We start from the raw sequence: 25,791 nt of genomic DNA on the forward strand, positions 1-25,791 counted from the left end.
ATCCGTGGTCGACCGGCCCTCTCGGGGGTTCGGGGGGAGGCCCAGCGGCCTCTGGGGCGTCTCAGACGCCGACGCGCACCGGGGAGTTCTCCGCGGCGATGAGCCGGGTGCGCTCCTCCTCGCTCATGCCGCCCCACACGCCGTAGGGCTCGCGGACGCTGAGGGCGTGCTTGAGGCAGGCGTCGATGACGGGGCAGGTCCCGCAGACGGCCTTGGCGGCGGCCTGGCGACGGGCCCGGGCCGGGCCGCGCTCGCCGTCGGGGTGGAAGAAGAGGGAGGTGGACTCGCCACGGCAGGAGCCGTGCAGTTGCCAGTCCCACACCTCGGCGACGGGGGTGGGGAGACGGCGGATGTCGGCCATGCGTGGTCCTCCTGTGCTCGGGCTGACCGGGGTGCTGCCCGGCGCTCTTGGGCATCTGCCCGCCGGTGATCACGGCCAAACCCCGTCCGGTGATCCTTCTTCTGCGGGATCCACCGATGTGTGCTTCGGGTGGTCGGCGGCCCGGGCCTCACCCCCCGGGGTGACACCCGCTGGGCAGCACCCCCCTCGACGCTCAAGGTGGGTCCTCAGCCCGTCGACCACCGGTCGAGGGACACCGGACGCACCCGATCGGGTGCAGCCGGGTGAGGACAGGAGCAGACGTGGTCGAGGACAGGACGCGCAACGCGGTCAACGGCGGGGGCACGGCCACCATGGGCGGTGCCACCGTGTGGGTGTTCGACGAGCGCCGGCGGGTCCGGGACGACGTCGCCTCGCGCCTGGTCGCGCTGCCCTTCGTCGGTCGGGTCGAGGCCGTCGGCGACGCCGTCTCGCTGCAGGCCCGGCTGGCCACCCGCCAGCCCGACGTCCTGCTCGTCGGGACCCAGCGGGCCACCGACAACGGCCTCGCCGTCGCCACCCAGGTGCTGCGCAACCACCCCGGCCTGTCGGTGCTGGTGCTCGGCGCCCCCGACGACGCCGACAGCGTCCGCGCCGCCGTCGCCTTCGGTGCCCGCGGGTACCTGCGGTGGGACGCCTCCCCGGTCGAGATGGGGCTGGGCATCTCCCGCGCCGGCCTGCGGGTCGAGCCGGGTCGTCCGCCGCACACCGGTCCGCTGTCCACCGTCGGGGCCTCGTCGGCGCCGGCCTGGAGCGGCTCGAGCGCGCTGGCGTCGTCCTCGGCGCCCACCACGGTCCGCGCCGCCGTCCGCGTCGACGTCCCGGCGGTGTCGCTGTCGGTGCGCGAGATGCAGGTGCTGACCGGCATGAGCCAGGGCAAGTCCAACGCCCAGATCGGCCGCGAGCTCTACCTCTCCGAGGACACCATCAAGACCCACGCCCGCCGGCTGTTCCGCAAGCTCGGCGCGAAGGACCGCGCCGAGGCCGTCGCGACGGGCTTCCGCCGCGGGATGATGAGCTGAGTCAGTCCTCGCGGGCGTGGCGGCCGGGGGTGCGGCCCTCGGTGGGCTCCTCGGCGTCGGCGCGGGCGGCCACGCCGTCGGCGTACCCGCTGGCGTAGTCCCAGCTGACGTAGTCGTCGGGGTCCGGGTCGAAGGGTGGCTCGTGCCGCCCGGTCTGCCCCTCGTCCAGCAGCTGGCGCAGGTTGGCCTGCATCAGCGCCCAGTCGACGTGGTGCTCCTCGTCGCAGTCCGGGCAGTCCACGACGATGCCCTTGACCCCGGTGTGCTCCAGCAGGGTGCGGAAGACCTCCAGCTCGGCGAGGTCGTCGAGCACCCCCGCCCGCTCCTCCATGGTCAACGGAGGCGGCGGCGGGGCGTCCTCGCCGCCGTCGGCACCGAACGCGTCGTCCCACGAGGTCACCGGTCGAGGCTAACCGTCCCTGGGGTGTGACGGGGGCGGCAGCCTACGATCGTCGGGGTCCCCGTGCGCCGTCCGGCGCCCGCACCACCAGACGAGAGGTGGCGGCACCCGTGCAGCCCGACGCCAGCACCCCCGAGCTCCCGGCGAAGTTCGCGCCCCTGGGGTTGACCTACGACGACGTCCTGCTGGTGCCGGGCGCCTCCGACGTGGTCCCCGCCGAGGTCGACACGTCCTCGCTGCTCACCCGCGGCATCCGGTTGTCCATCCCGCTGGTCTCCAGCGCCATGGACACCGTCACCGAGGCCCGCATGGCCATCGCGATGGCCCGGGCCGGGGGCGTGGGCATCCTGCACCGCAACCTCGCCGCCGAGGAGCAGGCCGGCCAGGTCGACCTGGTCAAGCGCTCGGAGTCCGGGATGATCACCAACCCGGTCACCTGCTCGCCCGGCGACACCCTCGCCCACGTCGACGCGCTGTCCGGGCGCTACCGCATCTCCGGCGCGCCGGTCGTCGACGCCGACGGCGTCCTCGTCGGCATGGTCACCAACCGCGACATGCGGTTCGAGTCCGACCACACCAACCGCCTGGTCGGCGATGTCATGACCCCGCTGCCGCTGGTCACCGCCCCCGTGGGCGTCGACGGCGAGACCGCGCTGGCCCTGCTGCGCCAGCACAAGGTGGAGAAGCTGCCGCTGGTCGACGACGCCGGCCGGCTGCGCGGGCTGATCACCGTCAAGGACTTCATCAAGCGCGACCAGTACCCGAACTCCACCAAGGACGCCGACAACCGCCTGGTCGTGGGCGCCGCCCTCGGTGTCGGCGAGGACGCCTACAAGCGCGCCGGCCTGCTGGTCGACGCCGGGGTCGACGTCCTCGTCGTGGACACCGCGCACGGCCACCAGCGCGCCGTGCTGGAGATGGTCGCCCGGGTCAAGAAGGACTTCGGCGTGCAGGTGGTGGGCGGCAACGTCGCGACCCGCGCCGGGGCGCAGGCCCTGGTCGACGCGGGCGCCGACGGCGTCAAGGTCGGTGTCGGCCCGGGCTCGATCTGCACCACCCGGGTGGTCGCCGGCGTCGGCGTGCCCCAGGTGACCGCGGTCTACGAGGCCTCGCTGGCCTGCAAGCCCGCCGGCGTCCCGGTCATCGCCGACGGCGGGCTGCAGTACTCCGGCGACATCGCCAAGGCGCTGGTCGCCGGGGCCGACACCGTGATGCTGGGCAGCCTGTTCGCCGGCGTCGAGGAGGCCCCGGGCGACCTGGTCTTCATGAACGGCAAGCAGTACAAGTCCTACCGGGGGATGGGCAGCCTGGGGGCCATGCAGAAGCGCGGCAACCAGTCCTACAGCCGGGACCGCTACTTCGCCGACGACGTCCTCTCCGACGACAAGCTCGTCCCCGAGGGCATCGAGGGCCAGGTGCCCTACCGCGGCGCGCTGTCCGGGGTCGCCCACCAGCTGGTCGGCGGCCTGCGGGCCTCGATGGGCTACGCCGGCGCGGCCACCGTCGCCGACCTGCAGGAGAAGGGTCAGCTCACGCGGATCACCGCCGCGGGCCTGACCGAGAGCCACCCGCACGACATCCAGATGACCGTCGAAGCTCCCAACTACCGGGCCCGGTGACCCTCAGTGCCAGTGCGTGACAACGTCGAGATCGGGCTGAACCGCTTCGCCCGCCGCGGCTACGACCTCGACGAGGTCTCCATCGTCCCCAGCCGCCGCACCCGGGACGTCGACGACGTCTCGACCGCGTGGCAGATCGACGCCTTCCGGTTCGGCATCCCGTTGGTCGCCAGCCCGTCGGACGCCGTGATGAGCCCGGCCACCGCCGTCGCCGTCGGGCAGGCCGGCGGGCTCGGCGTGCTCAACGCCGAGGGCCTGTGGACCCGGTACGACGACCCGACCGACGTCTACCGGCAGCTGCTCGAGGCCGCGGGCTCCGGGACGTCGACCACCGCCCTGCTGCAGCAGCTCTACAGCGAGCCGGTCAAGCCCGACCTGGTCACCGCCCGGGTCAAGGAGCTGCGCGACTCCGGGGTCACCTCCGCGGTGCGGATCAGCCCGCAGCACACCGAGGCGCTGGCCCCGGCCGTGCTGTCGGCCGGGGTGGACCTGCTGGTCATCCAGGGCACGATCGTGTCCGCCGAGCACGTCACCACCCAGGGCGACTCGCTCAACCTCAAGGACTTCATCGCCGACCTCGACGTCCCGGTGATCGTGGGCGGGGCCGCGGACTACCAGACCACGCTGCACCTGATGCGCACCGGCGCGGCCGGCGTGATCGTGGGCATCGGTGCCGACAGCGCCTCCACCGGGGACGCCGTCATGGGCGTGCGGGTGCCGCTGGCCACCGCCATCGCCGACGCCGCCGCGGCCCGCCGGGACTACCTGGACGAGACCGGTGGCCGGTACGTGCACGTCATCGCCAACGGCCGGATCGAGACCTCCGGCGCCATCGCCCGGGCCCTGGCCTGCGGTGCGGACGCCGTCCAGCTCGGCGAGCCGCTGCGCTCGGCCACCGAGGCGCCGGCCGGCGGGGCCTGGTGGGACTCCGTCGCCGCGCACCCCCGCCTGCCGCGCGGCGAGGTGTCCGCCCCGGTGGGCCGGTCGGTGCCGCTGGAGCAGGTGCTCAACGGCCCGGCCCTGGAGTCCGACGGGCGCACCAACCTGTTCGGCGCGCTGGCCCGCACCATGGCCAAGACCGGCTACCGGGACCTCAAGGAGTTCCAGCGGGTCGACCTGGTCATCGAAGGGTGAGCATGGACTTCCCGACCGTCCTGGTCGTCGACTTCGGTGCGCAGTACGCCCAGCTCATCGCCCGCCGGATCCGCGAGGCCGGGGTGTACTCCGAGCTCGTCGGCTCCGACGTCCCGGTCGCCGAGGTGCTGGCCCGCAAGCCGGCGGCGATCGTGCTGTCCGGCGGGCCCTCGAGCGTCTACGCCGAGGGTGCCCCGCAGGTCGACCCGGCGCTGTTCGAGGCCGGGGTGCCCGCCTTCGGCATCTGCTACGGCTTCCAGGCCATGGCGCAGTCCCTCGGCGGCACCGTCGCGCACACCGGCGACCGCGAGTACGGCGGCACCCCGCTGACCGTGACCACGGCGAACCGGCTGTTCGGCGAGACCCCGCTGGAGCAGTCGGTCTGGATGAGCCACGGCGATGCGGTCTCGGCCGCACCCCCCGGGTTCACCGTCACCGCGACCTCCACCGGGGCCCCCGTGGCCGCCTTCGAGGACGTCGACCGGCGGCTGGCCGGCGTGCAGTTCCACCCCGAGGTCAAGCACACCGCGCACGGCCAGACCGTGCTCGAGCACTTCCTCTTCGACATCGCCGGCCTCGAGAAGTCCTGGACGATGGCCAACGTCGTCGAGGAGCAGGTGGAGGCCATCCGCGCCCAGATCGGCGGCAAGCGGGCGCTGTGCGCGCTGTCGGGCGGCGTGGACTCCGCGGTGGCCGCAGCGCTCGTGCAGCGGGCCATCGGCGACCAGCTGACCTGCGTCTACGTCGACCACGGCTTGATGCGCGAGGGCGAGACCGAGCAGATCGAGCGGGACTTCGTCGCCGTCACCGGGGCCGACCTGCGGGTCGTCGACGCCCGCGAGCAGTTCCTGACCGCGCTGGCCGGGGTCAGCGACCCGGAGCAGAAGCGCAAGATCATCGGCCGGGAGTTCATCCGGGTGTTCGAGCAAGCAGCCACCGACGTGGTCGCCGACGCCGCGGCCCACGGCGAGACGGTCGAGTTCCTCGTGCAGGGAACGCTCTACCCGGACGTCGTCGAGTCCGGCGGCGGCACCGGGACGGCGAACATCAAGAGCCACCACAACGTCGGCGGCCTCCCCGAGGACCTGACCTTCACCCTGGTCGAGCCGCTGCGCACGCTGTTCAAGGACGAGGTGCGCGAGGTCGGCCTGCAGCTCGGGCTGCCCGGCTCGCTGGTCTGGCGGCAGCCGTTCCCTGGTCCCGGCCTGGGCATCCGGATCGTCGGCGAGGTGACCGCGGAGCGGCTGGACATCCTGCGCAAGGCCGATGCCATCGCCCGGGCCGAGCTGTCCGCGGCCGGGCTGGACCGGGAGATCTGGCAGTGCCCCGTGGTGCTGCTGGCCGACGTCCGGTCGGTGGGCGTGCAGGGCGACGGCCGCACCTACGGCCACCCGGTGGTGCTGCGGCCGGTGTCCAGCGAGGACGCGATGACCGCGGACTGGACCCGGCTGCCCTACGACGTGCTGGCGAAGATCTCGACCCGGATCACCAACGAGGTGGCCGAGGTCAACCGGGTGGTGCTGGACGTGACCAGCAAGCCCCCGGGCACCATCGAGTGGGAGTAGAAGAAGGACCCCGTCCCACCCCCTGACGCGCTCCGCGCGCCCGGGGCCCCTGGGACGGGGCCGTTCCATCGGGTCACCTTCGTCACCGCTTGATGCGGCGCAGCTCCGAGACGAGCAGGCCGGCGCCGAGGACGACGAGGACGGTGGCCACCAGGCCGCCGCCGAACACCCAGCCCGGCAGCGACGTGCCGACCAGCGCCAGCACGGCGACCAGCACGAACAGCGCACCGCTGACGAGGGCGACCACGTCGGGCGACCGGCGCCCGGGCCGGGCGACGGGGTCCGGCTGCGCCTGGGCCTCCTGCCAGGTGGCGTAGCCGGTCGGTCCGACGAGCGGCGGTGCGACGGCGGTGGCCTGTGCGCCGCGTGGGTGGTCGGTGCCGAACTCGGTGGTCGGGTGCTCGGTGGTGGCGTGCTCGCCGGTGGGGTTCACGGGGGTCTCCTGACGGTCGGGTGACGGGTCGGTGGGCTGGTCGGTGGTCGGCGGCGCGGAGCCGATGGGGTCAGCCACGGGACACCGTCACGTCGCCGATGCCGGACTCGATCGTCAGCACGATCTCGGCGGTGTCGTCGCCGGTCCACGGCTGGTCGCCGGTGCCGGCGTAGGTGCCGCCGTCCGAGCTGCGGCCGAACACGTCGGCGTTCCCCAGGCCGTTGGACACCTCCACCCGGACGTCGGCCGACCGCGGCACGACGACCTCGACGTCGCCCACCCCGGCGTTGACGGTGGTGGTGACCGGCTGGGTCAGGTCGGCGAGGTCGACGTCGGTGAGGTCGAGCTCGAAGTCACCGACCCCGGACTCGTAGCGGGGCTGCACGGCCGTGGCGTCCTGCGGGGTGTAGCTCTGGTCACCCAGACCCCGGTCCCGGCCGTTGCGGAACCCGTCGCCGTCGGTGGCCGAGGCGACCAGCAGCGCGAAGGACAGCAGCACGCCCAGCGCGATCAGCGGGCCGCGCGAGCTGCGGCCGGAGACGAAGGCACCGACGCCCAGGCCGATGCCCACCGTGATCAGCGCGGTGGCCAGGAAGGGCACCGGGCCCGGCGTCCACGGGGTGACCCGGGCGGCCAGGGCCAGCACGCCGACCAGGATCAGCAGCACCGCCACGGTGATCCCCGGGACGGGGGAGCGGGGCTCGGGCGGGCCGGCCTCGACGCGGGCCGGGGCGGCGGCCGCGGCCTCGCCGTCCTGGCGGCGGGGCATCAGCACCCACAGCAGGAGGTAGACCACGACGCCGGTGCCGCCGGCGAAGACCAGGGCGATGAAGCCGACCCGCCACAGCAGGGCGTCGATGCCGGTGTACTCCGCCAGTCCGCCGCTGACGCCGCCGAGCACCTTGTCGGTGCGGCTGCGGCGCAGCGGGGGACGCAGCCCGTCCGCGCCGGGCGGCGGGGGCGGGGGGCCGGCGGGTGCCTCGGGAGCGGGGGGCAGCGGGGGGACGGTGGTCGTCATGGGCACCAGCCTGTCGACGGGAGGGGGCCGGCACCATCGGGGAACCCCCGGATCCGACCCTGGTCCTCAGCTCGGGGACAGCACCCGGCGGAGCACCAGGAAGCGCACCAGCCCGACCGTGGTGGTGACGCCCACGAGCACCGCGAGGGCCGCCACGTCCGGCGCGTCGGGGACCCAGCTCTCCCACAGCAGCAGGACGGTGCTGGTGGTGGCCAGGCCGACGACGGCCACCCCGCCGCCGGTCCACTGCGCGCGCCACCACGGCGTCCGGCCGCCGGCGTGGAAGGTGACCCGCCGGTGCAGCTCGTTGGCCAGCACGGTCGCGGCCGCGGTGGCCAGCAGGTTGGCGGTCTGGCCGCCCCCGGCCAGCAGGAAGAGCGCGGACTGCACCAGCGTCGCGGTGCCGCCGGCGAGGGCGAACCGGGCCAGCGGAGCCGGCCCGGACGGCGCGGACCACAGCGCGCGACCGAGCGTGGCGAGGGGCATGCACCGACCCTGGGCCGCCCCGGACCCCGGCGGAACCCGGGGACACCCTGGTCCTGCCCCGGGGGAACTCAGGGTGTCACCGGGTGTGGCCGGCGGGCCGGCGGTGACACGATGATCACGTGACCGACCCGGGGACGACGACGTTGCCGCCGGGCAGCGCCCTCCCCGCGGCCCGACCACCGCTGCTGCGCCCGCGCTCGGGCCGGCTGCTGGGCGGGGTGGCCGCCGGCACCGCCGACCACCTCCGGCTGGACCCGCTGCTCGTCCGGGTCGCCTTCGTCCTGATGTCGCTGACCGGCATCGGCGTCGTCGCCTACGCCCTGCTGTGGCTGACCATGCGGGCCGCGCCGGCCGGGTCGGAGCGGCCGCCGCGGCCGGCGTCGCCCAGTCGCCGCCAGCTGGTCGGCGTGGTGCTGCTCGGGCTGGCCGCGGTCACCCTCACCAGCCGGCTGTCCAGCTGGGGTCGCGGCGACGTCGTCGTCCCGCTGCTGCTGGCCGGGGCCGGGCTGGCGGTGATCTGGTACCAGCTCGACACCGAGCGCACGCTGACCCGCTCCACCGGGCGGTGGGGCCTGGTGGTCGGCGTGCTGCTCGGCGTCGGCGGCGTGGTGCTGCTGCTGGCCACCACCGGCCAGCTGGTCAACGCCCGCAACGGGTTCGCCGCCACCCTGGTCGTGCTGGTCGGCATCGCGCTGGCCACCGCGCCGCTCTGGCGGCGGCTGCTGGACTCCCGCGCCGAGGAGCGCGCCGCCCGGATCCGCTCGGAGGAGCGCGCCGCGGTCGCCGCCCACCTGCACGACTCGGTGCTGCAGACCCTGGCGCTGGTGCAGCGGCACGCCGCCGACCCCACCCAGGTGGCCCGCCTGGCGCGCAGCCAGGAGCGCGAGCTGCGCAGCTGGCTCTACGCCCCGCAGGTGGCCACCGGGGGCACCTGGGCCGGGCTGGTCGAGCGGCTGGTGGCCGAGGTCGAGGCCGACCACGTGGTCACCGTCGACCCGGTCGTCGTGGGCGACACCGCGGTCGACGACGCCGTCGCGGCGCTGGGCCAGGCCACCCGGGAGGCCGTGGTCAACGCGGCCAAGCACTCCGGGGCCGGCGAGGTCGCGCTCTACACCGAGGTGACGCCGTCGGCGCTCACCGTCTTCGTCCGGGACCGCGGCACCGGGTTCGACCCGGCCCGGGTCCCGCAGGACCGGCGCGGGCTGCGGGACTCCGTCGTCGGTCGCCTGCAGCGCGTCGGCGGGACCGCCGTCGTGCACTCGAACCCGGGGGAGGGGACCGAGGTGGAGCTGACCCTGCCGCGGAGCGCGTCGTGATCACCGTCTTCCTGGTCGACGACCACGCGATGGTGCGCTCGGGCGTGCGCGCCGAGCTCGGCGACGCCGTCGAGGTGGTCGGCGAGGCCGCCGACGTCGCCGGGGCGGTGGCCGGGGTCCGGGAGACCCGCCCGGACGTCGTCCTGCTCGACGTGCACCTGCCCGGCGGGGGTGGCCGGGCGGTGCTGGAGACGCTGCGCGCCGAGCTGCCCGACGTCCGGTGGCTGGCGCTGTCGGTGTCCGACGCGGCCGAGGACGTCATCGCCGTCATCCGCGCCGGCGCCCGCGGCTACGTCACCAAGACCATCTCCGGGCCGGACCTGCGCGACGCCGTGGCCCGGGTGGCCGAGGGCGACGTGGTGTTCTCCCCGCGGCTGGCCGGCTTCGTGCTCGACGCCTTCGCCGCCGGACCGGCCGCCCCCGCCCCCGAGCCGGACGTCGACCCGGGCCTGGACCTGCTGTCGGCCCGCGAGCGCGAGGTCATGCAGCTGCTGGCCCGGGGCTACACCTACCGGGAGATCGGCCAGCGGCTGTTCATCTCGGTGAAGACGGTGGAGTCCCACGCCTCCAACGTGCTGCGCAAGCTGCAGCTGTCCAACCGCAACGAGCTCACCCGCTGGGCGGTCGACCGCAAGCTCGCCTAGGCGGTGTGCACGACGTGGAAGGCCTCGGCGAGGCGGCCTTCGGGGAGGCCGTGGGTGCGGGCGGTCTGCCGCATCCAGCCGGTGACGAACTCGCGCAGCTGGCCCTCGGGCTGGTGGGCGACCTGGGTGACGTGCGACTCCAGCGCGGCGAACTTGCGCTCGGCGGTGTCGGTGACGTCGACCGCGTGGTCGGCGCGGGGGCTGGCCGACAGCCACACCTCCGACACCGTCCACGCCTCCAGGCCCTCGTCGGCCAGCAGCTCGGGGAAGGCGAAGGGGTTGCGCGCGTCGGGGTACACCGCCCGCATCGTGGCCTCGCCGACGGTCATGTGGTCGGGGTGGCTGGCGCCGACCCGGTCCCACATCCGCTCCGGCGAGGTGGTGACCACCCGGTCGGGGCGGACCTGGCGGATCACCCGGGAGATGTCGCGACGCAGGTCCAGCGTCTGCTCGACGCGGCCGTCGGGGTAGCCCAGCCAGTGCAGCTCGGTCACGCCCACCTGGGCGGCCGCGGCGGTCTGCTCCTCCCGGCGCAGCGGGCCCATCCGGTCGCGCGGGGTGTCGTCGAACCCACCCGCGTCGCCGTCGGTGACCAGGCAGTAGACGACCTCGGTGCCGGCGTCGGTCCAGGTCGCGATGGTGCCGGCACTGCCGAAGTCGACGTCGTCGGGGTGGGCCAGCACGCACAGGACGCGGTCCACGTGCTCGGCGGGGGGCTGGGCGGGTGCGGTCACACGGGGCTCAAGCCCGGGCGCGGGGCGGGTGTTCCCGGGTCAGAGCCGGCCGCGGCCCTGGCGCAGCAGCATCATGCCCAGCGTGGCCCCGTCGGGGCCGAGGGCCTGCTGGAACCGGGCCAGCACCTGCTGCTCGCGGGACAGCGACAGCCGGGTGCCCCCGCTCTCCCGGCGCAGCGACCCGATCTCCTTCGAGATGGCCAGGCGCTGCTGCACCAGGCGGATGATCTCGGCGTCGCAGGCGTCGATCTCCACGCGCAGCTCGCCGATGCGCCCGGCGGGGTCGGCCGGGGTGGGGGTGCCGTCGAGGGTCGTGCTCATGGTCGTTCCTCCTGGTGGGGGAGGCCCAGCACCCCGGAGACGCGAAAACCCCGGGCTCCTGGGCCCGGGGTCTCGTCTGTCAGTGGCTAGCGCTGAGGGACGGCGACCGGGACCCGGTGGCCGTAGTAAAACTCCTGCGCGCTCAGCACGCTGGGGAGCTTGCCACACCGCGCGGGTGGTGGCCAGCACGGTCGCTGGCCCGGGTCGGTGTCGGTGCCGACGCCTAAGCTCGGAGGCGTCATGAGCAGCCCCCAGATCTCCCTCCCCGGAACCGCCGCCCTGCCCCGCCGGACACCCGGGCAGATGGGCCGCGAGCTCGAGCGGATGCTCGCCGGGCTCAACGGCCCCCAGCGCGACGCCGTGGTCCACGAGGGCGGGCCGCTGCTCATCGTGGCCGGCGCCGGGTCGGGCAAGACCCGGGTGCTGACCCACCGGATCGCCTACCTGCTGGGCGCCCGGGGCGCGACGCCCGGCGAGATCATGGCCATCACGTTCACCAACAAGGCCGCCGGCGAGATGAAGGAGCGGGTCGCCCAGCTGGTGGGGCCGCGGGCGCGGGCCATGTGGGTGTCGACCTTCCACTCCATGTGCGTGCGCATCCTCCGCGCCGAGGCCGCCAAGCTCGGCATGAAGAGCTCGTTCACCATCTACGACCAGGGCGACTCGGTCCGGTTGATGACGATGGTCGCCCGCGACCTGGACCTCGACGCCAAGCGCTACCCGGGCCGCAGCCTGGCCACCCAGATCTCGAACCTGAAGAACGAGCTGGTCGACGAGGAGTCCTTCGCCCCGCAGACGCCGCCGGAGAAGGTGCTCGCCGACGTCTACGCGCTCTACCAGCGGCGGCTGCGCGAGGCGCACGCGATGGACTTCGACGACCTGATCATGACGACGGTCAACCTGCTGCAGGCCTTCCCCGACGTCGCCGAGCACTACCGCCGCCGGTTCCGGCACGTGCTGGTCGACGAGTACCAGGACACCAACCACGCGCAGTACGCGCTGGTGCGCGAGCTGGTCGGGTTCCCGGGCGGCCCGGTGCCGCCGGCCGAGCTGTGCGTGGTCGGCGACGCCGACCAGTCGATCTACGCCTTCCGCGGCGCCACGATCCGCAACATCGACGAGTTCGAGCGCGACTACCCCGAGGCCACCACGATCGTGCTGGAGCAGAACTACCGCTCCACCCAGCGCATCCTCAAGGCGGCCAACCAGGTCATCGCCCGCAACACCGCGCGCCGGCCGAAGAACCTGTGGTCCGACGCGGGGGACGGCGAGCTGATCGAGGGCTACGTCGGGGAGAACGAGCACGACGAGGCGGCCTGGGTCGCCGAGCAGATCGACAAGCTGGTCGACGCCGGTGACGCCCGGCCCAAGGACATCGCGGTCTTCTACCGCACCAACAACGCCTCCCGCGTCTTCGAGGAGGTGTTCATCCGGGTCGGCATGCCCTACAAGGTGGTCGGCGGGGTGCGCTTCTACGAGCGCAAGGAGGTCCGCGACGCGCTGGCCTACCTCAAGGTGGTCAGCAACCCGACCGACGTGGTCAGCCTGCGCCGGGTGCTCAACACCCCCAAGCGCGGCATCGGTGACCGCGCCGAAGCCTGCGTGGAGACCCTCGCCGACCGCGAGCGGATCGCGTTCGCCACCGCGCTGCGCCGGGCCGAGGAGGCCCCGGGCCTGGCCACCCGCTCGCTCAAGAACATCCAGGAGTTCGTCTCGCTGCTGGAGGAGTTCGAGCACCTGCTGGCCACCGGCTCGGGGCCCAGCGCGCTGCTGGAGTCGATCCTGGAGCGCAGCGGGCTGCTCTCGGAGCTGGAGTCCTCCACCGACCCCCAGGACGAGGGCCGGGTGGACAACCTGCACGAGCTGGTCAGCGTCGCCGCCGAGTTCGAGGCGGTGAACCCCGAGGGCACGGTGACCGACTTCCTCGAGCAGGTGTCGCTGGTGGCCGACGCCGACCAGATCCCCGTCGCCGGCGACGACGCCGGGGTGGTCACGATGATGACGCTGCACACCGCCAAGGGCCTGGAGTTCCCGGTCGTCTTCCTCACCGCCCTGGAGGACGGCGTCTTCCCGCACCTGCGCGCCCTGGGCGACAGCAAGGAGCTGGAGGAGGAGCGCCGGCTGGCCTACGTGGGCATCACCCGGGCCCGCGAGCGGCTGTTCCTGTCCCGCGCCACGGTCCGCACCTCCTGGGGCCAGCCCGCCTACAACCCGCCGTCCCGGTTCCTCGACGAGCTGCCCGGCGACGCCGTGCACTGGACCGGCGTGGACCCCAAGCCCTCGGCCGCCTACGGGTCAGCGCAGCGCCGGGTCGCCGCCACCGGCCTGTCCACCGGCGGACTGCGCGGCGGGGTGGGCAACCGCCAGGTCATCAGCGTCGACGTCGGCGACCGGGTCAGCCACGACGCCTTCGGGCTCGGCACTGTCGTCGAGATCAACGGCGTCGGCGACAAGGCCCAGGCCACCGTCGACTTCGGCAGCGGCGGGACGAAGCGCTTGGTCCTGAGATATGCGCCGGTGGTCAAGCTCTGACGAGCGGGAGGGGCGATGACACGGCGATCCTCCGGATCGCACCGCGGCCAGGAGCCGTGCCCCCGTTGTGGCGAGCGTGCCCGTCGATCGGCGGGGACCCTCCGGGCCCCCTTCTCACGACCGTGCCGGCCCTCGGCTGCCGGTCGACCGGTTCCTCGGGGAGCCTCCGGCCCCGCCTCGTCGCCGGTCAGCGCCTTCGGCGCGGTGCGCGGGGCGGACTCCTACGCTCCCGGGACGTCGATGCCTCGGTCGTTCAACCACTCGGCGGCGTCGGTGGGCCGCCCGGTCATGGAACCGACGTGGACCTCGAAGTGGACGTGCGGGCCGGTGGACTGGCCCTCGTTGCCGACCTTGGCGATGAGGTCCCCGGCGGAGACGACGTCCCCGGCCGAGACGAACAGGTAGCGCATGTGGCCGTAGATCTCGACATTGCCGTCGGCGTCCTGGATGTAGATGGCGTTGCCGTACCCGCTGGCCGGGCCCGAGCGGAGCACGACGCCGTCGGCGGCCGCGACGATCGGGGTGCCCAGCGGGGCGGCCAGGTCCAGGCCCCAGTGCATCTGGCCCCACCGCATGCAGAAGCACGTGGTCAGGATCCCGTCGGTCGGCAGCGCGAAGTCCGGCTCCCGCTCGGCGCGGGAGGCGGCCAGGTCGGCCAGGCGGGCACTGGCCTCGGCGGCGGTGAGGTCACGGCGCGCGTCGGCGTCCTCGGTGCCCCCGGCGAAGTTCGAGTCCGAGGAGGACAGCCCGTAGTCCCCGGCGTCGGCGACCGGCGTCGCGGGGGTCGGTGACCCGGTGCTGCCGAGCACCGCGGCGAGGACGGCACCGACGGTCAGCGCCGCCAGGAGCAGGTGCCCGCGCCGCCGAGGGGGCTGGGGGAGGCGGTGTCGCCCACCCGGGCGCGGCGTGGTGGCCGGCTCGCGGGACGCCACGACGGTGGTCACCGGCTTCGGCCCGCCGTCCAGCGGGTCGTCGGTCGAGGCCGTGGGGACGTCGGGGTCGAGGGCGTCCAGGAGGTCCTCGACGGACTCCCGTGCGGGTGCCTCGAGCACCGAGCGGTCGCGGACGGGGCGGCCGGGCCGCGGGTGACCCACCAGGCCATGTCGGGACATCCGGGGCACCGCCTTCCGTGGTGGGCCCGCCCCCGGGGGAGCGGGTCGACTGCCGGCGAGGCCGGCGTCGGGTGCCGGCAGGAATGCCAGCAGCGTGATCGCATTGTGACCACGTGTGACGGCTGCGACCGGGGACGTGCGCGGCGTGTCGGTCTGTCGACTTCTCGTCACACGCAGTGCGCGCGGGGGTGCTGCGGACACCGGACGTCCCAACCGTCACCGACCGTGGGCAGAACCTGCCCGGGATCGGGCGCGGGACCGTCAGGCCGCGACGACGTCCGTGCTGCGGTCGGTGCTGCGGTGCCCGGCCAGGGTGGCGGCGACCTCGTCGACGACGGCCCGGTGGATCGGGAGGGACATGTGCCCCACGCCGTGCACCAGCACGTTGCGCGCCCGCAGGTCGGGGTGGTCGCAGCGCCCGTGCACGATCGGCAGGACCATCTGGTCCAGGTCGCTGTAGACCGCCGTCACCGGGATGTCGACGCCCGGTGCGGGTCGGCCCAGCTCGGCCAGCAGGTCCGAGCCCGACCGCAGCTGCCGGATGAGCGGGGTCGGCACCGCGTGGGCCCAGAGCGTGCCGCCGTGCGGGGAGCCCAGGGTGGTCAACGAGGCCACCCGCTCGGTGCCCGCGCACTGCACCAGGTACCGCGCGACGATCCCGCCGAGGGAGTGCCCGACCAGGTGCACGCGCTCGTGGCCGGTCTGCTCGCAGATCTGCTCGAGGTGCCGGGCCAGCTGGTCGGCGGCCACGCGCACGTCCTGCACCAGCGGGCTGTAGTTCCAGGTGCTCACCGAGGTGAAGCCCCGACGGCGCAGCGAGCGGCTCATCACCGTGAAGATCGACCGGTTGTCCACCATGCCGTGGACCAGCACCACCGGCACCCGGGCGGCGAGCGGGTCGGCGGCGAAGAACGCGCGGACGGCGGGCGGCTGCCACTCGGGGCGGATCCGCTCGTCGGCGACCGGCGTCTCCGCCCGGGTCCCCAGCGGCCACAGCAGGGCGTGCGCGCTGACCCAGGCCAGCTCGGTCAGGCCGCCGGTGAGCGTCGCGGGCGTGCACAGGCTGCGCAGCGTCCGGGCGGCACCGGCCACGCCGGACACGCCGTTGGCCACCACCGAGGAGGCGCCGTGCCAGGCTGGGACGGACGCGGACGTCGTCACCGGCACCTCCTGGGTCGACCCGGCGGGCGCCGGGATGTGCTGGGGCTCACCATGCGTGCCCCGTTCACGTGACGGTAATGCCCTCGTGTGCCCGACGTCACACACGACGACACCCCGACACGATCACGATGCGGTCTCGGCCGCTCGCGACCACGACCCCAGGAGGACCCCGTGGCCACGCGCAAGGACGGCACCACGCCAGGGAGCTCCGCGACCGCCCGCAGGGCCGCACCCCGCGGCGGTGCGACGCGGACCGCCCGGCCCCCGGCCCGCGGGACCTCCGCCGTGCCCGCGGACGGGCTGGTCGTCGGCGACGTGCCGGTCACCGCCCGGGTGGCCGGTGCCCTGCTGGCGCTGGCCGGCCTGGTCGGGGCCGTGGCGGTCTTCCCGGGGTACCTCGTGGTCGGGGGTGAGCCGCTGTCGCTGGCCACCGGCCCGCTCGACGTCCTGGTCGCCCTGGTCACCCCGCTGGTGGCGCTGGCCGTGGGCGTGCTGACCGCGCTGGGCCGGGTGCCCCGCTTCGGGCTGGCCTACGCCGCGGTGGCCGGCGGGCTGGGGACCGGCCGGCTGCTGATCGAGCTGTACCAGGGCACCGCCTCCACCACCCGGCCCGGCGTCGAGGTGCTGGCCGGTGACCTGGTGGTCACCAGCACGGTGGTCACCGGCGCCGGCTGGGTGCTGGGCGTCGTCGCCCTGGCCCTGACCGTGCTCGCCGGGGTGGTCGCCGTCCTCGCCTGGGGGCGCACGGTCATGGAGGACGGCGGCGCGCTGGACGCGTTGCGCCCCGCGCTGGCCGGGTCGGCCGTGCTGCTGGCTGCGGTGGCGGCGCTGTGCCTGGCCCTCCCCGCGGCCGACGTGCCCGACGGTCTGGTCACCGACCCGGCCACCGGGCTGGTCACCGTGGTGACCACCGAGGGGCCCCGTGCGCTGCTCGAGCGACCCGGCCTCGCGCTGCTGGGCGGTCTGGTGCTGGCCGCCGGGCTGCTGCTCTGCGCCGGCGTCGCCGCCTCGCTGCGCCCTCGGCTGGCCGCGGTCGGCGGGTTGCTGGCGCTGGCCGTCGTGGTGCTGCAGGCCGGGCTGTCCGGCTGGCGCGACGCGCTGCACTCCACCGACCTGGACTGGACGGTGCCGGGGATCGGCCTGCTGCTGCTGGGGATCGCCGCGGTCGGTCTCGCCGTCCTGGCCTGGCGGTGGCAGCCGGGCCCCGGTCGGCCGGCGGTCGAGGACGACGAGCCGGAGGACCTCCGGCGCCTGTGATGCGTCCCACGGACTGCGACGAGGGGTCGGCAGCGAGGTTGCGGGGGCGTTACGGTGCCTCTTCGTGGATCTCTTCGAGTACCAGGCCCGTGACATGTTCGCAGCGCACGGCGTACCCGTGCTCCCCGGCGGCGTCGCCGAGACCCCTGAGCAGGCCGAGGCCATCGCCCGCGACATCGCGGGCCAGGTCGTCGTCAAGGCCCAGGTCAAGGTCGGCGGCCGGGGCAAGGCCGGTGGCGTCAAGCTCGCCGACACCCCGGAGGAGGCCAAGGCGCGGGCGACCGACATCCTCGGCCTGGACATCAAGGGCCACATCACCCGGCAGGTGATGGTGGCCAAGGCCAGCGACATCGCCGAGGAGTACTACTTCTCCTACCTGCTCGACCGGTCCAACCGCACCTTCCTGGCCATGGCCAGCGTCGAGGGCGGCATGGAGATCGAGGAGATCGCGGTCACCAAGCCCGAGGCGCTGGCCCGCATCCCCGTCGACGCCTCCGTCGGCGTGGACCGCGCCAAGGCCGAGGAGATCGTCGACGCGGCGAACTTCCCCGCCGAGGTGCGCGACCAGGTCGTGGAGATCGCCATCAAGCTGTGGGACGTGTTCTCCAAGGAGGACGCCACCCTGGTCGAGGTGAACCCGCTGGCCAAGGCGCCCGACGGCACCGTGCTCGCGCTGGACGGCAAGGTCACCCTCGACGAGAACGCCGCCTTCCGGCAGCCCGGGCACGACGCCCTCGAGGACGCCGCGGCCGCCGACCCGCTCGAGGCCGCCGCGAAGGAGAAGGGCCTCAACTACGTCAAGCTCGAGGGCGAGGTCGGCATCATCGGCAACGGTGCCGGCCTGGTCATGAGCACCTTGGACGTCGTCGCCTACGCCGGCGAGGAGTTCGGCGGCGTGCGCCCGGCCAACTTCCTGGACATCGGCGGCGGCGCCTCGGCGCAGGTCATGGCCGACGGCCTGGGCATCATCCTGGGCGACGCCGCGGTGAAGAGCGTGTTCGTCAACGTCTTCGGCGGGATCACCTCCTGCGACGCGGTCGCCGACGGCATCGTCTCCGCGCTGGCCATCCTGGGCGACGAGGCCACCAAGCCCCTGGTCGTCCGGCTCGACGGCAACAACGTCGAGGAGGGCCGGCGGATCCTCGCCGAGGCCGCCCACCCGCTGGTCACCGTGGTCGACACCATGGACGGCGCCGCCCGCCGGGCCGCCGAGCTCGCCGCCGCCTGATCCCGACTCGCTGACCCCGAAGGACTTCTGACATGAGCATCTTCCTCACCGAGAACAGCAAGGTCATCGTGCAGGGCATCACCGGGTCGGAGGGCCGCAAGCACACCCAGCGCATGCTGGCCTCCGGCACCGCGGTCGTCGGTGGCGTGAACCCCTCCAAGGCCGGCCAGACCGTCGACTTCGACGGCACGTCGGTGCCGGTCTTCGGCTCCGTGGCCGAGGCCATGAAGGAGACCGGGGCCGACGTCACCGTCGTCTTCGTGCCGCCGAAGTTCGCCAAGGGCGCCGTCGTCGAAGCCGTGGACGCCGGCATCGGGCTGTGCGTGGTCATCACCGAGGGCATCCCGGTGCACGACTCCACCGAGTTCTGGGCCTACGCCCAGGGCAAGAGCACCCGGATCATCGGGCCCAACTGCCCCGGCCTGATCAGCCCCGGCCGCTCCAACGCCGGCATCATCCCGGCCGACATCACCCAGGCCGGCAAGATCGGGCTGGTCTCCAAGTCCGGCACGCTGACCTACCAGATGATGTACGAGCTGCGCGACATCGGTTTCTCCACCGCCATCGGCATCGGCGGCGACCCGGTCATCGGCACCACGCACATCGACGCGCTGCAGGCCTTCCAGGACGACCCGGAGACCGAGGCCATCGTGATGATCGGTGAGATCGGCGGCGACGCCGAGGAGCGGGCCGCCGACTTCATCAAGGCCAACGTCACCAAGCCCGTGGTCGGCTACGTCGCCGGCTTCACCGCCCCCGAGGGCAAGACGATGGGCCACGCCGGCGCGATCGTGTCCGGCTCGGCCGGCACCGCGCAGGCCAAGAAGGAGGCCCTCGAGGCCGCCGGCGTCAAGGTCGGCAAGACCCCCTCGGAGACCGCCCGGCTGATGCGCGAGCTCCTCGGCGCCTGAGCCAGACCGCACGTCACCGCCGCAGCGGGGCCCCCTCGCACGAGGGTGTCCCGCTGCGGCGCGGTTGCGGGCCGTCCGGCGCGTGGAGACCATGCGTGGCGGGATCCTGACATCCTGATCACGTCCAACCCGTACGACCCCAGGAGAGAAGCCGAGCTATGACCAGCAGCGGACCCGACCAGACGCCGGGAGGTCCCGGGCAGGGTCCCGGCGGCTACGGCCAGCAGCCCGGTGGCTACGGCCAGCCGGGCCAGCCCGGCCAGCCCGGCGGTTACGGCCAGCCCGGTCAGCCCCCGGCGGGGTACGGCCAGCAGCCCGGCGGCTACGGCCAGCCAGGGCAGCCCGGTCAGCCGACCCCCGGCCAGGGTGGCTACGGAGCTCCCCAGGGCGGCTACGGCCAGCCTGGCCAGCCCGGCCAGCAGCCGGCCTACGGCCAGCAGGGCTCGTTCGGCCAGCAGGGCGGCTTCGGCCAGCCCTCCTCCTCCGGCGGCGGCTTCGACCTCAAGAAGCTCAAGGTCGGCGACTACGTCGTGGCCGGCAGCGCGCTGCTGTACCTGCTGTTCTCCCTGCTGCCCTGGTTCAGCGGCGACTTCGGCTTCGGCTACAGCTACAGCGTCAACGGCTTCGAGTCCGGGCTGATCGTCTTCTCCTTCGTCCTGCTGCTGGCCGCCGCCGTGTGGGCGCTGCTGCCGGCGTTCCTGGACCTCAAGCTCGGCTTCCCGCGCAGCTTCGTGACCGTCGGCCTCACCGGGCTCGCGTTCCTGCTCACCCTCATCGAGTGGATCCAGACCTTCGAGGCCGGGTTCAGCATCTTCGCGCTGCTCACCTTCCTGGTGTCGGCCGCGGCGCTGGCCTTCGCCGTCCTCGGGCTGCTGCCCGAGCTGAAGAACAAGCCGGCGCTGCCCGGTGGCCTGGCCAACGCCTCCCAGTGGGCCAACCAGCCCGCGCCGCAGTTCGGCCAGCCGGGCCACGGCGGCCCCGGCCACGGTGCTCCCCAGCAGGGCGGCCCCGGCCAGGGCGGCTACGGCCAGCAGGGCGGCTACGGCGCCCCGCAGCAGTCCGCCGGCTTCGGTCAGCAGTCCGGTCAGCAGTCCGGTCAGCCCGGCGGGTACGGCTCCCCGGCCACCCCCTCCTACGGCCAGCCCGGTCAGCAGCAGGGCCAGCAGGCCGGTCAGCAGCCCGGCCAGCAGGGTGCGCAGTCCGGCTGGGGCCAGTCCCCGTCCGCCACGCCGTCCTACGGCCAGCCGACCCCGCCGGCGGCGCCCTCCTCGCCGTCCTACGGCCAGCCGTCGACCGGCTCCTCGGCCAGCGGCTGGAGCACCCCGCCGGCCGGCGGGCAGCCCCCGGCGCCGCCGACCTACGCAGCCGGCACCACCCCGCCGCCGCCCCCGCCGCACGAGGCCGACGGCGACGGCGACCGGCCGAAGCCCTCGGGCGACGCCTGACCCACCCCGCTCCGCGCACGACCAGACCCGCTCCGGCACCGCCGGGGCGGGTCTGTGCGTCCCGGCCCGGTGTCGATCGGCCGCTGTCGGCGGGTGCGGGCGCCGCGACCGCCCCGGACTTGCGAGAGTGGGGGGGTGCGCCAGCTGCTGACCCGAACCTCCGCCCGCAGCGGTGACCGCGCCCGGCTGCCGCTGGCCGCCCTCGCCGCGGCGGCGTCCGCGGCGGTCACCGTGGTGGGGCTGGTCGTGCTGACCCTCGCCCTGGTGGTCGTCGCCGCGCTCGACCCCGCCGGTGGCCTGTCCGTCGGTGCCGACCTCGCCCTGGCCGGCCGGCTCTGGCTGCTGGCGCACGGCGCCGCCCTCCAGCTGTCCTCCGGCACCGTCGCGCTGGCGCCGCTGCTGCTCACCGCCGCCGTGGCCTGGGGGTCCTCGAGCGCGGCCCGCGCGGTGGTCGCCCGCCGGGACGTCGTCGACCCCCGCGGCGTCGGCACGGTGGTCGGCACGGTCGTCGGCGTCCACGCCGTCCTCACCGTGCTGCTCGCCCTCGTCCTGGACGCCCCCGACGCGGCCGTCCGGTGGCCGTCGACGGTGCTGGGCGCCCTCGTGCTCCCGGGCGTCGCGGCCGGCTGGGGTGCCGCCCGCGAGTCCGGGGCCGCCGGGGACCTGGTGGACCGCTTCCCCGGGCCCGGCCGGGCGGTGGCCCGGGGGGTCCTGGCCGGGCTGCTGACCCTCGTCGGGCTGGCCCTGGCGGTGGTCGCGGTCGCGCTGGCCGCCGACGTCGGCGGGGCCGCCGCACTGGCCACCAGCCTCGGCGGGGCGGGTGCCGGTGCGGTGGGCCTGGTCGGCCTGAGCGCCCTGCTGCTGCCCAACGCGGCCGCCGCCGTCCTCGGGCTGGCGGCCGGTCCCGGGTTCACCGTCGGGGCGGGCACCCTCGTCTCGACCGCCGGGGTCACCCTGGGCGCCGTCCCGGCGGTGCCGCTGCTGGCCGCGCTGCCCGACACGCAGGCCGTGCCGCTGCTGGCCTTCGTCTCGCAGGCCCTCCCCGTGCTCGCCGGTCTGGTGGCCGGGACGGCGACCGCCCGGCGGCTGACCGACGCCGACGGCGGGGTCGTCACCGCGGCATTGTGGGGCGTGGTGACCGGCGTCGGGGTCGGGGTCGGCGCCGGGCTGCTGGCCCTGGTCGGCGGTGGCGGGCTGGGCGACGCCGGGCTGGCCGACATCGGGGCGCCGGCGATCGCGACGGGTCTGTCGACCGCGGCCCAGGCCGGGCTGGCGGCGGCCGTCGCCGCGGCCGTCTCGCGCTGGCGGCGGTGAGGCGGGTCCGGGTCTGCGGAGGACCTGGGAGACTCCACGGGTGAGCGAGAGAGTCAGTCCGCAGGACCGCGACGTCGTCGCCCGGCAGCTCGGCCGCACCCCCCGGGCGCTGACCGGCGTGGCGCACCGGTGCCCGTGCGGCCAGCCCGACGTGGTGCAGACCGCGCCCCGGCTCGAGGACGGCACCCCGTTCCCGACCGTCTACTACCTGACCTGCCCGCGGGCGACGGCGGCCGCGAGCCGGCTGGAGTCGGCCGGGGCGATGAAGGAGTGGCAGGCCGACCTGGCCACCGACCCCGAGCTCGCCGCGGCCTACGCCCGCGCGCACGAGGCCTTCCTGGCCACCCGGGACGCCGTCGACGTGCTGCCCACCCGGGCCAGCGCCGGCGGGATGCCCGACCGGGTCAAGTGCCTGCACGCGCTGGCCGCGCACTCGCTGGCCGCCGGACCGGGCGTGAACCCGATCGGGGACCGCGCGCTGGCCGGCATGGGGGAGTGGTGGTCGCACGGACCGTGCGCCGCCCCCAACCAGGACGCCGCCCCGGACGCCGAGGGGTCCGGCTCGTGACCCGGGTGGCCGCGATCGACTGCGGCACGAACTCCCTCCGGCTGCTGGTCGCCGACGTGCCGGCCCAGGGCCCGCACACCGACGTGCTGCGCCGGATGGAGGTGGTCCGGCTGGGCCAGGGCGTCGACGCCACCGGCCGGCTGGCCCCCGAGGCGATCGAGCGCACCCGGGTGGTGCTGGCCGGGTACGCGGCGCAGATCCGCGAGCTCGGTGCCGAGCGGGTCCGGATGGTGGCCACCAGCGCCAGCCGGGACGCCGCGAACCGCGCGGACTTCGAGGGCATGGTGCAGGCCACCCTCGGCCAGCTGCCCGACGTCGTCCCCGGGCTGGAGGAGGCGGGCCTGTCCTTCCTCGGCGCGACCGGGTCGCTGGCCGCGGCCGCCGTCGCGCACGGCACGCCCGCGCCGGCGGCGCCCTACCTCGTGGTGGACATCGGCGGCGGGTCCACCGAGTTCGTGCTCGGGGACGGCGACGGCGTGCGGGCGGCGCGGTCGGTGGACGTCGGCTGCGTCCGGCTGACCGAGCGGCACCTGCACGGCGACCCGCCCGACGCCGACCAGATCCAGCGCGCCGAGTCCGACATCCGGACGGCGCTGGCCGCGGTGGTCGCCGACGTCCCGGTGGGCCAGGCCGCCACCCTGGTCGGGCTGGCCGGTTCGGTGACCACGGTGGCCGCGCTGGCGCTGGGGTTGCCGGCCTACGACGCGGCGGCCATCCACGGCGCCCGCGTCCCGGTCGGCGCCGTCCGGTCGGTGACCGCCGGGCTGCTCACCTCCACCCGGGCGCGGCGGGCGGCGCTGCCGGTCATGCACCCGGGGCGGGTGGACGTGATCGGCGGCGGCGCGCTGGTGCTGCGGGTGATCATGGATGCCCTCGCCGTCGACGAGGTCGTGGTCAGCGAGCACGACATCCTCGACGGCATCGCGCTGTCCCTGGTGCGCTAGGCCCGACCCGGAGGTATCAGGACGGCGGCCGAGGCCTCCCGGGGGGCATGACCTCGCTCCTGGCCCACGCCTCCCTCCGCCGGCTCGCCCCCTGGGTGCGCCGCTACCTGCCCGCCGAGCTGGCCGGCACCGCGGCGCTCCTGCTGGTCGGCCTGCTCACCCTGCAGCGGACCGGCTCGCTGGTCGGCACCGCCGTGGCCGCCACGGTGGCCGAGAACCTCGGGTTCTACGCCGTGGCGCTGGGCCGGATCGCGGCCGAGCAGCGCCGCAGCGGTGCCCGGGGCCGCACGCTGGTCGGCCGGACCGTCGGCCTGGGGGTGGCCGAGTTCGGCCCGGCCGAGGTGCTGGACTCCCTGCTCGTCCGCCCCGCAGCGCTGTGGGTGGGGGCGACGGTCGTGCCGCCGGCCGCGCTCGGGCTGCTGGCCGGCAAGGTGGTCGCCGACCTGTTCTTCTACGTGATCGCGGCCTCGTCCTACCGGTTCACCGAGCGGGCCGGCTGGCGCCGGGGCGGGCCGGTCCTGCGCGGGGGCCCCGGCCGGGTGCGGACCCGGGTGGGCTTCTGGGTCCGCCGCTACCTGCCCAGCGAGATCGCCTCGCTGGTCGCGCTGCTCGGGGTCGGGTTGACCACCCTGCAGCTGACCGGGTCGCTGGTCGCCACGGCCATCGCCGGCAACCTGGGCTCGGCGGTCGCCTTCTACGGCGTCTCGCTGGTGCGCATCGTCGCCGAGCAGCGCCGGGCCGGTGTCCGCCGCGGGGTGCTCCGCCGCAGCCTGGGCCTGGGCCTGGTCGAGTTCCTCCCCGCCGAGCTGGTGGACTCCCTGCTGGTCCGGCCCGCGCTGCTCTACTGGGGGGCCGCCGTGGCGCCGCACCCGGCGCTCGGGCTGGTCGCCGGCAAGGTGGTCGCCGACGTGGTGTTCTACCTGGTCGCCTCCGTCGGGTACCGGGTCACCGACCGGCTCGGCTGGCGCCTGCCGCGCCCCAGCGCCGTGGCCGCCGTGACCGCCGCACCGTTCCGGCAGCAGCGGGCCACCGAGCTCGCCGGCCGGCACGGCGGCGAGGGCCTCCGGCGGCTGGCCGAGCAGCACGGCACCCCGATCCTGCTGCTGGACCCGGCGGTCGCCGTCGCCCGGTACCGCCAGCTCGCCGACGCCCTGCCCGGCGTCGGGCTGCACTACGCGGTCAAGGCGCTGGACCACCCGGCGGTGCTCGCCGCCCTGCGCGACGCCGGCGCGTCCTTCGACGTGGCCAGCCCGGCCGAGGTGGCCGCCCTGGCCGACCTCGGGGTGGGGCCCGCGCGGATGCTCTACAGCAACCCGGTCGCCACCCCGGCCGAGCGGGCCCAGGTGGCCGCGGCCGGCGTCCGGACCGTCGTGGTGGACAACGAGACCGAGCTGCGCAAGACGACGGCCCTGCCCCCGGACACCCGGGTGCTGCTGCGGCTGGCCTACCGCAACGCCGCGGCCCAGGTCGACCTGTCCAGCAAGTTCGGCGCCGACCGGGCGACCGCCGAGCGGCTCGCGGCACTGGCGGTCGAGCTCGGCCGCCCGCTCGCCGGCTTCAGCTTCCACGTCGGCAGCCAGCTCGACGCCGCGGAGCCCTACCGCGCGGCGATCACCAGCACCGTCGAGCTGATGGACCTGCTCGAGCAGCGGCACGGCCGGGCCTTCCAGGTGCTCGACATCGGCGGCGGGTTCCCGGCCGGGTACCGGTCGCCCGTCCTGGCGGTCACCGAGCTCGCGGCGGCGATCGGGCCCCTGCTGGCCCCGCTGGTCGGCCGGTGGACCGTCCTGGCCGAGCCGGGCCGGGTGGTCGTCGCCGACGCGATGACCGCGGTCAGCCAGGTGGTCGGGGTGGCCGACCGCCCCGACGGGCGCTGGGTCTACCTCGACGACGGCATCTACGGCAGCTTCTCCAACGTGCTGTCCGAGCAGGCCGAGCCGCTGCTGCTCGCGGCCACCGAGCTGGCCGGTGCGGTGCCCGCCGGCCCGGTCACCCTCGCCGGGCCCACCTGCGACAGCGGCGACGTGATCGCCCGCGGCTACCCCATGCCCGCGCTGGCCCCCGGGGACCTCGTGGTCACCCCCACGATGGGCGCCTACACGGCGGTCACCGCCTGCGCCTTCAACGGGCGGTCGCCGGCCCGGGTCGTCGTCAACGGCTCGAAGGTGCTGGTCGACCGCACGACGATCGTCGGTGGCGGGCAGGAAGGCGTTGCGGCCCGGCACCGGGCCTCAGCATGATGCACCCC

At 75.0% G+C, this 25,791-nt stretch carries 24 protein-coding genes; 15 read left to right on the forward strand and 9 right to left on the reverse strand.

From position 1 onward, the window contains the following. Positions 1-61 precede the first annotated feature (61 nt). Positions 62-361 carry a WhiB family transcriptional regulator gene (locus UXQ13_RS02010; protein WP_091238697.1) on the reverse strand — a complete coding sequence of 100 codons (300 nt, stop codon included), beginning with the start codon at positions 359-361 and terminating at the stop codon, positions 62-64. Positions 362-642: 281 nt separating this feature from the next. Between UXQ13_RS02010 and UXQ13_RS02015 the strand changes: the two genes are divergently transcribed. Then, entirely contained in the window at positions 643-1,401 is a 759-nt protein-coding gene (locus tag UXQ13_RS02015; RefSeq protein WP_225232889.1) for a response regulator transcription factor, read from the forward strand. Between the two features lies 1 nt (position 1,402). Here UXQ13_RS02015 and UXQ13_RS02020 read toward each other — a convergent pair whose 3' ends face one another. Then, positions 1,403-1,801, reverse strand: coding sequence for a DUF5319 family protein (locus UXQ13_RS02020; RefSeq protein ID WP_225232888.1), 399 nt, complete (start codon positions 1,799-1,801; stop codon positions 1,403-1,405). A gap of 110 nt (positions 1,802-1,911) precedes the next feature. On the opposite strand from UXQ13_RS02020, the gene guaB reads away from it, so the two are divergent. From guaB to guaA, 3 genes are read left to right on the forward strand one after another with little or no spacing between them, the layout of a single operon-like run. Further along, positions 1,912-3,420, forward strand: coding sequence for an IMP dehydrogenase (gene guaB / locus UXQ13_RS02025; RefSeq protein ID WP_225232887.1), 1,509 nt, complete (start codon positions 1,912-1,914; stop codon positions 3,418-3,420). A gap of 12 nt (positions 3,421-3,432) precedes the next feature. Further along, positions 3,433-4,554, forward strand: coding sequence for a GuaB3 family IMP dehydrogenase-related protein (locus UXQ13_RS02030; RefSeq protein ID WP_225232886.1), 1,122 nt, complete (start codon positions 3,433-3,435; stop codon positions 4,552-4,554). 2 nt (positions 4,555-4,556) lie between these two features. Then, the gene (gene guaA / locus UXQ13_RS02035) at positions 4,557-6,119 is read left to right on the forward strand and encodes a glutamine-hydrolyzing GMP synthase (protein WP_225232885.1); all 1,563 of its coding nucleotides are present in this window, start codon (positions 4,557-4,559) and stop codon (positions 6,117-6,119) included. Positions 6,120-6,201: 82 nt separating this feature from the next. Here guaA and UXQ13_RS02040 read toward each other — a convergent pair whose 3' ends face one another. From UXQ13_RS02040 to UXQ13_RS02050, 3 genes are all read right to left on the reverse strand, one after another. Continuing rightward, positions 6,202-6,630 (reverse strand): phage holin family protein, encoded by a 429-nt coding sequence (locus tag UXQ13_RS02040; protein WP_225232884.1) that lies wholly within the window; start codon positions 6,628-6,630, stop codon positions 6,202-6,204. Next, a complete protein-coding gene (locus tag UXQ13_RS02045) occupies positions 6,623-7,570 on the reverse strand; it encodes a PspC domain-containing protein (protein ID WP_336391741.1) in 948 nt (315 codons plus the stop codon). Before UXQ13_RS02045 ends, UXQ13_RS02040 begins: the two co-directional genes overlap by 8 nt. A 66-nt stretch (positions 7,571-7,636) precedes the next feature. Then, positions 7,637-8,056: a GtrA family protein gene (locus UXQ13_RS02050; RefSeq protein WP_225232882.1), complete on the reverse strand. Its 420-nt coding sequence runs from the start codon at positions 8,054-8,056 to the stop codon at positions 7,637-7,639. A gap of 119 nt (positions 8,057-8,175) precedes the next feature. Here UXQ13_RS02050 and UXQ13_RS02055 point away from each other — a divergent pair, with 119 nt between their 5' ends. Both UXQ13_RS02055 and UXQ13_RS02060 read left to right on the forward strand, forming a co-directional pair. Beyond that, entirely contained in the window at positions 8,176-9,372 is a 1,197-nt protein-coding gene (locus UXQ13_RS02055; RefSeq protein ID WP_336391742.1) for an ATP-binding protein, read from the forward strand. Then, positions 9,369-10,016, forward strand: coding sequence for a response regulator (locus tag UXQ13_RS02060; protein ID WP_225232880.1), 648 nt, complete (start codon positions 9,369-9,371; stop codon positions 10,014-10,016). Before UXQ13_RS02055 ends, UXQ13_RS02060 begins: the two co-directional genes overlap by 4 nt. Here the strand turns inward: UXQ13_RS02060 and UXQ13_RS02065 are convergent. Beyond that, on the reverse strand, positions 10,013-10,750 hold the full coding sequence (locus UXQ13_RS02065; RefSeq protein WP_225232879.1) for a PIG-L deacetylase family protein: 738 nt from the start codon (positions 10,748-10,750) through the stop codon (positions 10,013-10,015). The two genes, UXQ13_RS02060 and UXQ13_RS02065, sit on opposite strands and share 4 nt — an antisense overlap. Before the next feature lie 39 nt (positions 10,751-10,789). Then, a complete protein-coding gene (locus UXQ13_RS02070) occupies positions 10,790-11,071 on the reverse strand; it encodes a chorismate mutase (RefSeq protein ID WP_225232878.1) in 282 nt (93 codons plus the stop codon). Positions 11,072-11,311: 240 nt separating this feature from the next. On the opposite strand from UXQ13_RS02070, the gene pcrA reads away from it, so the two are divergent. Continuing rightward, a complete protein-coding gene (gene pcrA, locus UXQ13_RS02075) occupies positions 11,312-13,603 on the forward strand; it encodes a DNA helicase PcrA (RefSeq protein ID WP_225232877.1) in 2,292 nt (763 codons plus the stop codon). A gap of 221 nt (positions 13,604-13,824) precedes the next feature. Here the strand turns inward: pcrA and UXQ13_RS02080 are convergent, their stop codons facing one another. Continuing rightward, positions 13,825-14,715, reverse strand: a complete 891-nt coding sequence (locus tag UXQ13_RS02080; RefSeq protein WP_225232876.1) for a M23 family metallopeptidase — start codon at positions 14,713-14,715, stop codon at positions 13,825-13,827. Positions 14,716-14,976: 261 nt separating this feature from the next. Beyond that, positions 14,977-15,876, reverse strand: coding sequence for an esterase/lipase family protein (locus UXQ13_RS02085; RefSeq protein WP_225232875.1), 900 nt, complete (start codon positions 15,874-15,876; stop codon positions 14,977-14,979). 171 nt (positions 15,877-16,047) lie between these two features. On the opposite strand from UXQ13_RS02085, the gene UXQ13_RS02090 reads away from it, so the two are divergent. The 8 genes from UXQ13_RS02090 (at position 16,048) to UXQ13_RS02125 (ending at position 25,783) form a co-directional block, all read left to right on the forward strand. Continuing rightward, on the forward strand, positions 16,048-17,133 hold the full coding sequence (locus UXQ13_RS02090) for a hypothetical protein (RefSeq protein ID WP_225232874.1): 1,086 nt from the start codon (positions 16,048-16,050) through the stop codon (positions 17,131-17,133). 64 nt (positions 17,134-17,197) lie between these two features. Next, positions 17,198-18,361 (forward strand): ADP-forming succinate--CoA ligase subunit beta, encoded by a 1,164-nt coding sequence (gene sucC / locus UXQ13_RS02095; protein ID WP_225232873.1) that lies wholly within the window; start codon positions 17,198-17,200, stop codon positions 18,359-18,361. Between the two features lie 32 nt (positions 18,362-18,393). Continuing rightward, positions 18,394-19,272: a succinate--CoA ligase subunit alpha gene (sucD, locus tag UXQ13_RS02100; protein WP_225232872.1), complete on the forward strand. Its 879-nt coding sequence runs from the start codon at positions 18,394-18,396 to the stop codon at positions 19,270-19,272. Between the two features lie 158 nt (positions 19,273-19,430). After that, on the forward strand, positions 19,431-20,717 hold the full coding sequence (locus UXQ13_RS02105; protein ID WP_336391743.1) for a hypothetical protein: 1,287 nt from the start codon (positions 19,431-19,433) through the stop codon (positions 20,715-20,717). 135 nt (positions 20,718-20,852) lie between these two features. Further along, entirely contained in the window at positions 20,853-22,031 is a 1,179-nt protein-coding gene (locus tag UXQ13_RS02110) for a cell division protein PerM (protein ID WP_336391744.1), read from the forward strand. A gap of 40 nt (positions 22,032-22,071) precedes the next feature. Continuing rightward, entirely contained in the window at positions 22,072-22,599 is a 528-nt protein-coding gene (locus tag UXQ13_RS02115; protein ID WP_225232870.1) for a DUF501 domain-containing protein, read from the forward strand. Further along, entirely contained in the window at positions 22,596-23,543 is a 948-nt protein-coding gene (locus UXQ13_RS02120) for a Ppx/GppA phosphatase family protein (protein WP_225232869.1), read from the forward strand. Before UXQ13_RS02115 ends, UXQ13_RS02120 begins: the two co-directional genes overlap by 4 nt. 47 nt (positions 23,544-23,590) lie before the next feature. Then, positions 23,591-25,783: a type III PLP-dependent enzyme gene (locus UXQ13_RS02125; protein WP_225232868.1), complete on the forward strand. Its 2,193-nt coding sequence runs from the start codon at positions 23,591-23,593 to the stop codon at positions 25,781-25,783. Positions 25,784-25,791 lie beyond the last annotated feature (8 nt).

The organism is Klenkia terrae, from assembly GCF_037083865.1.
Taxonomy (GTDB): domain Bacteria; phylum Actinomycetota; class Actinomycetes; order Mycobacteriales; family Geodermatophilaceae; genus Klenkia; species Klenkia terrae.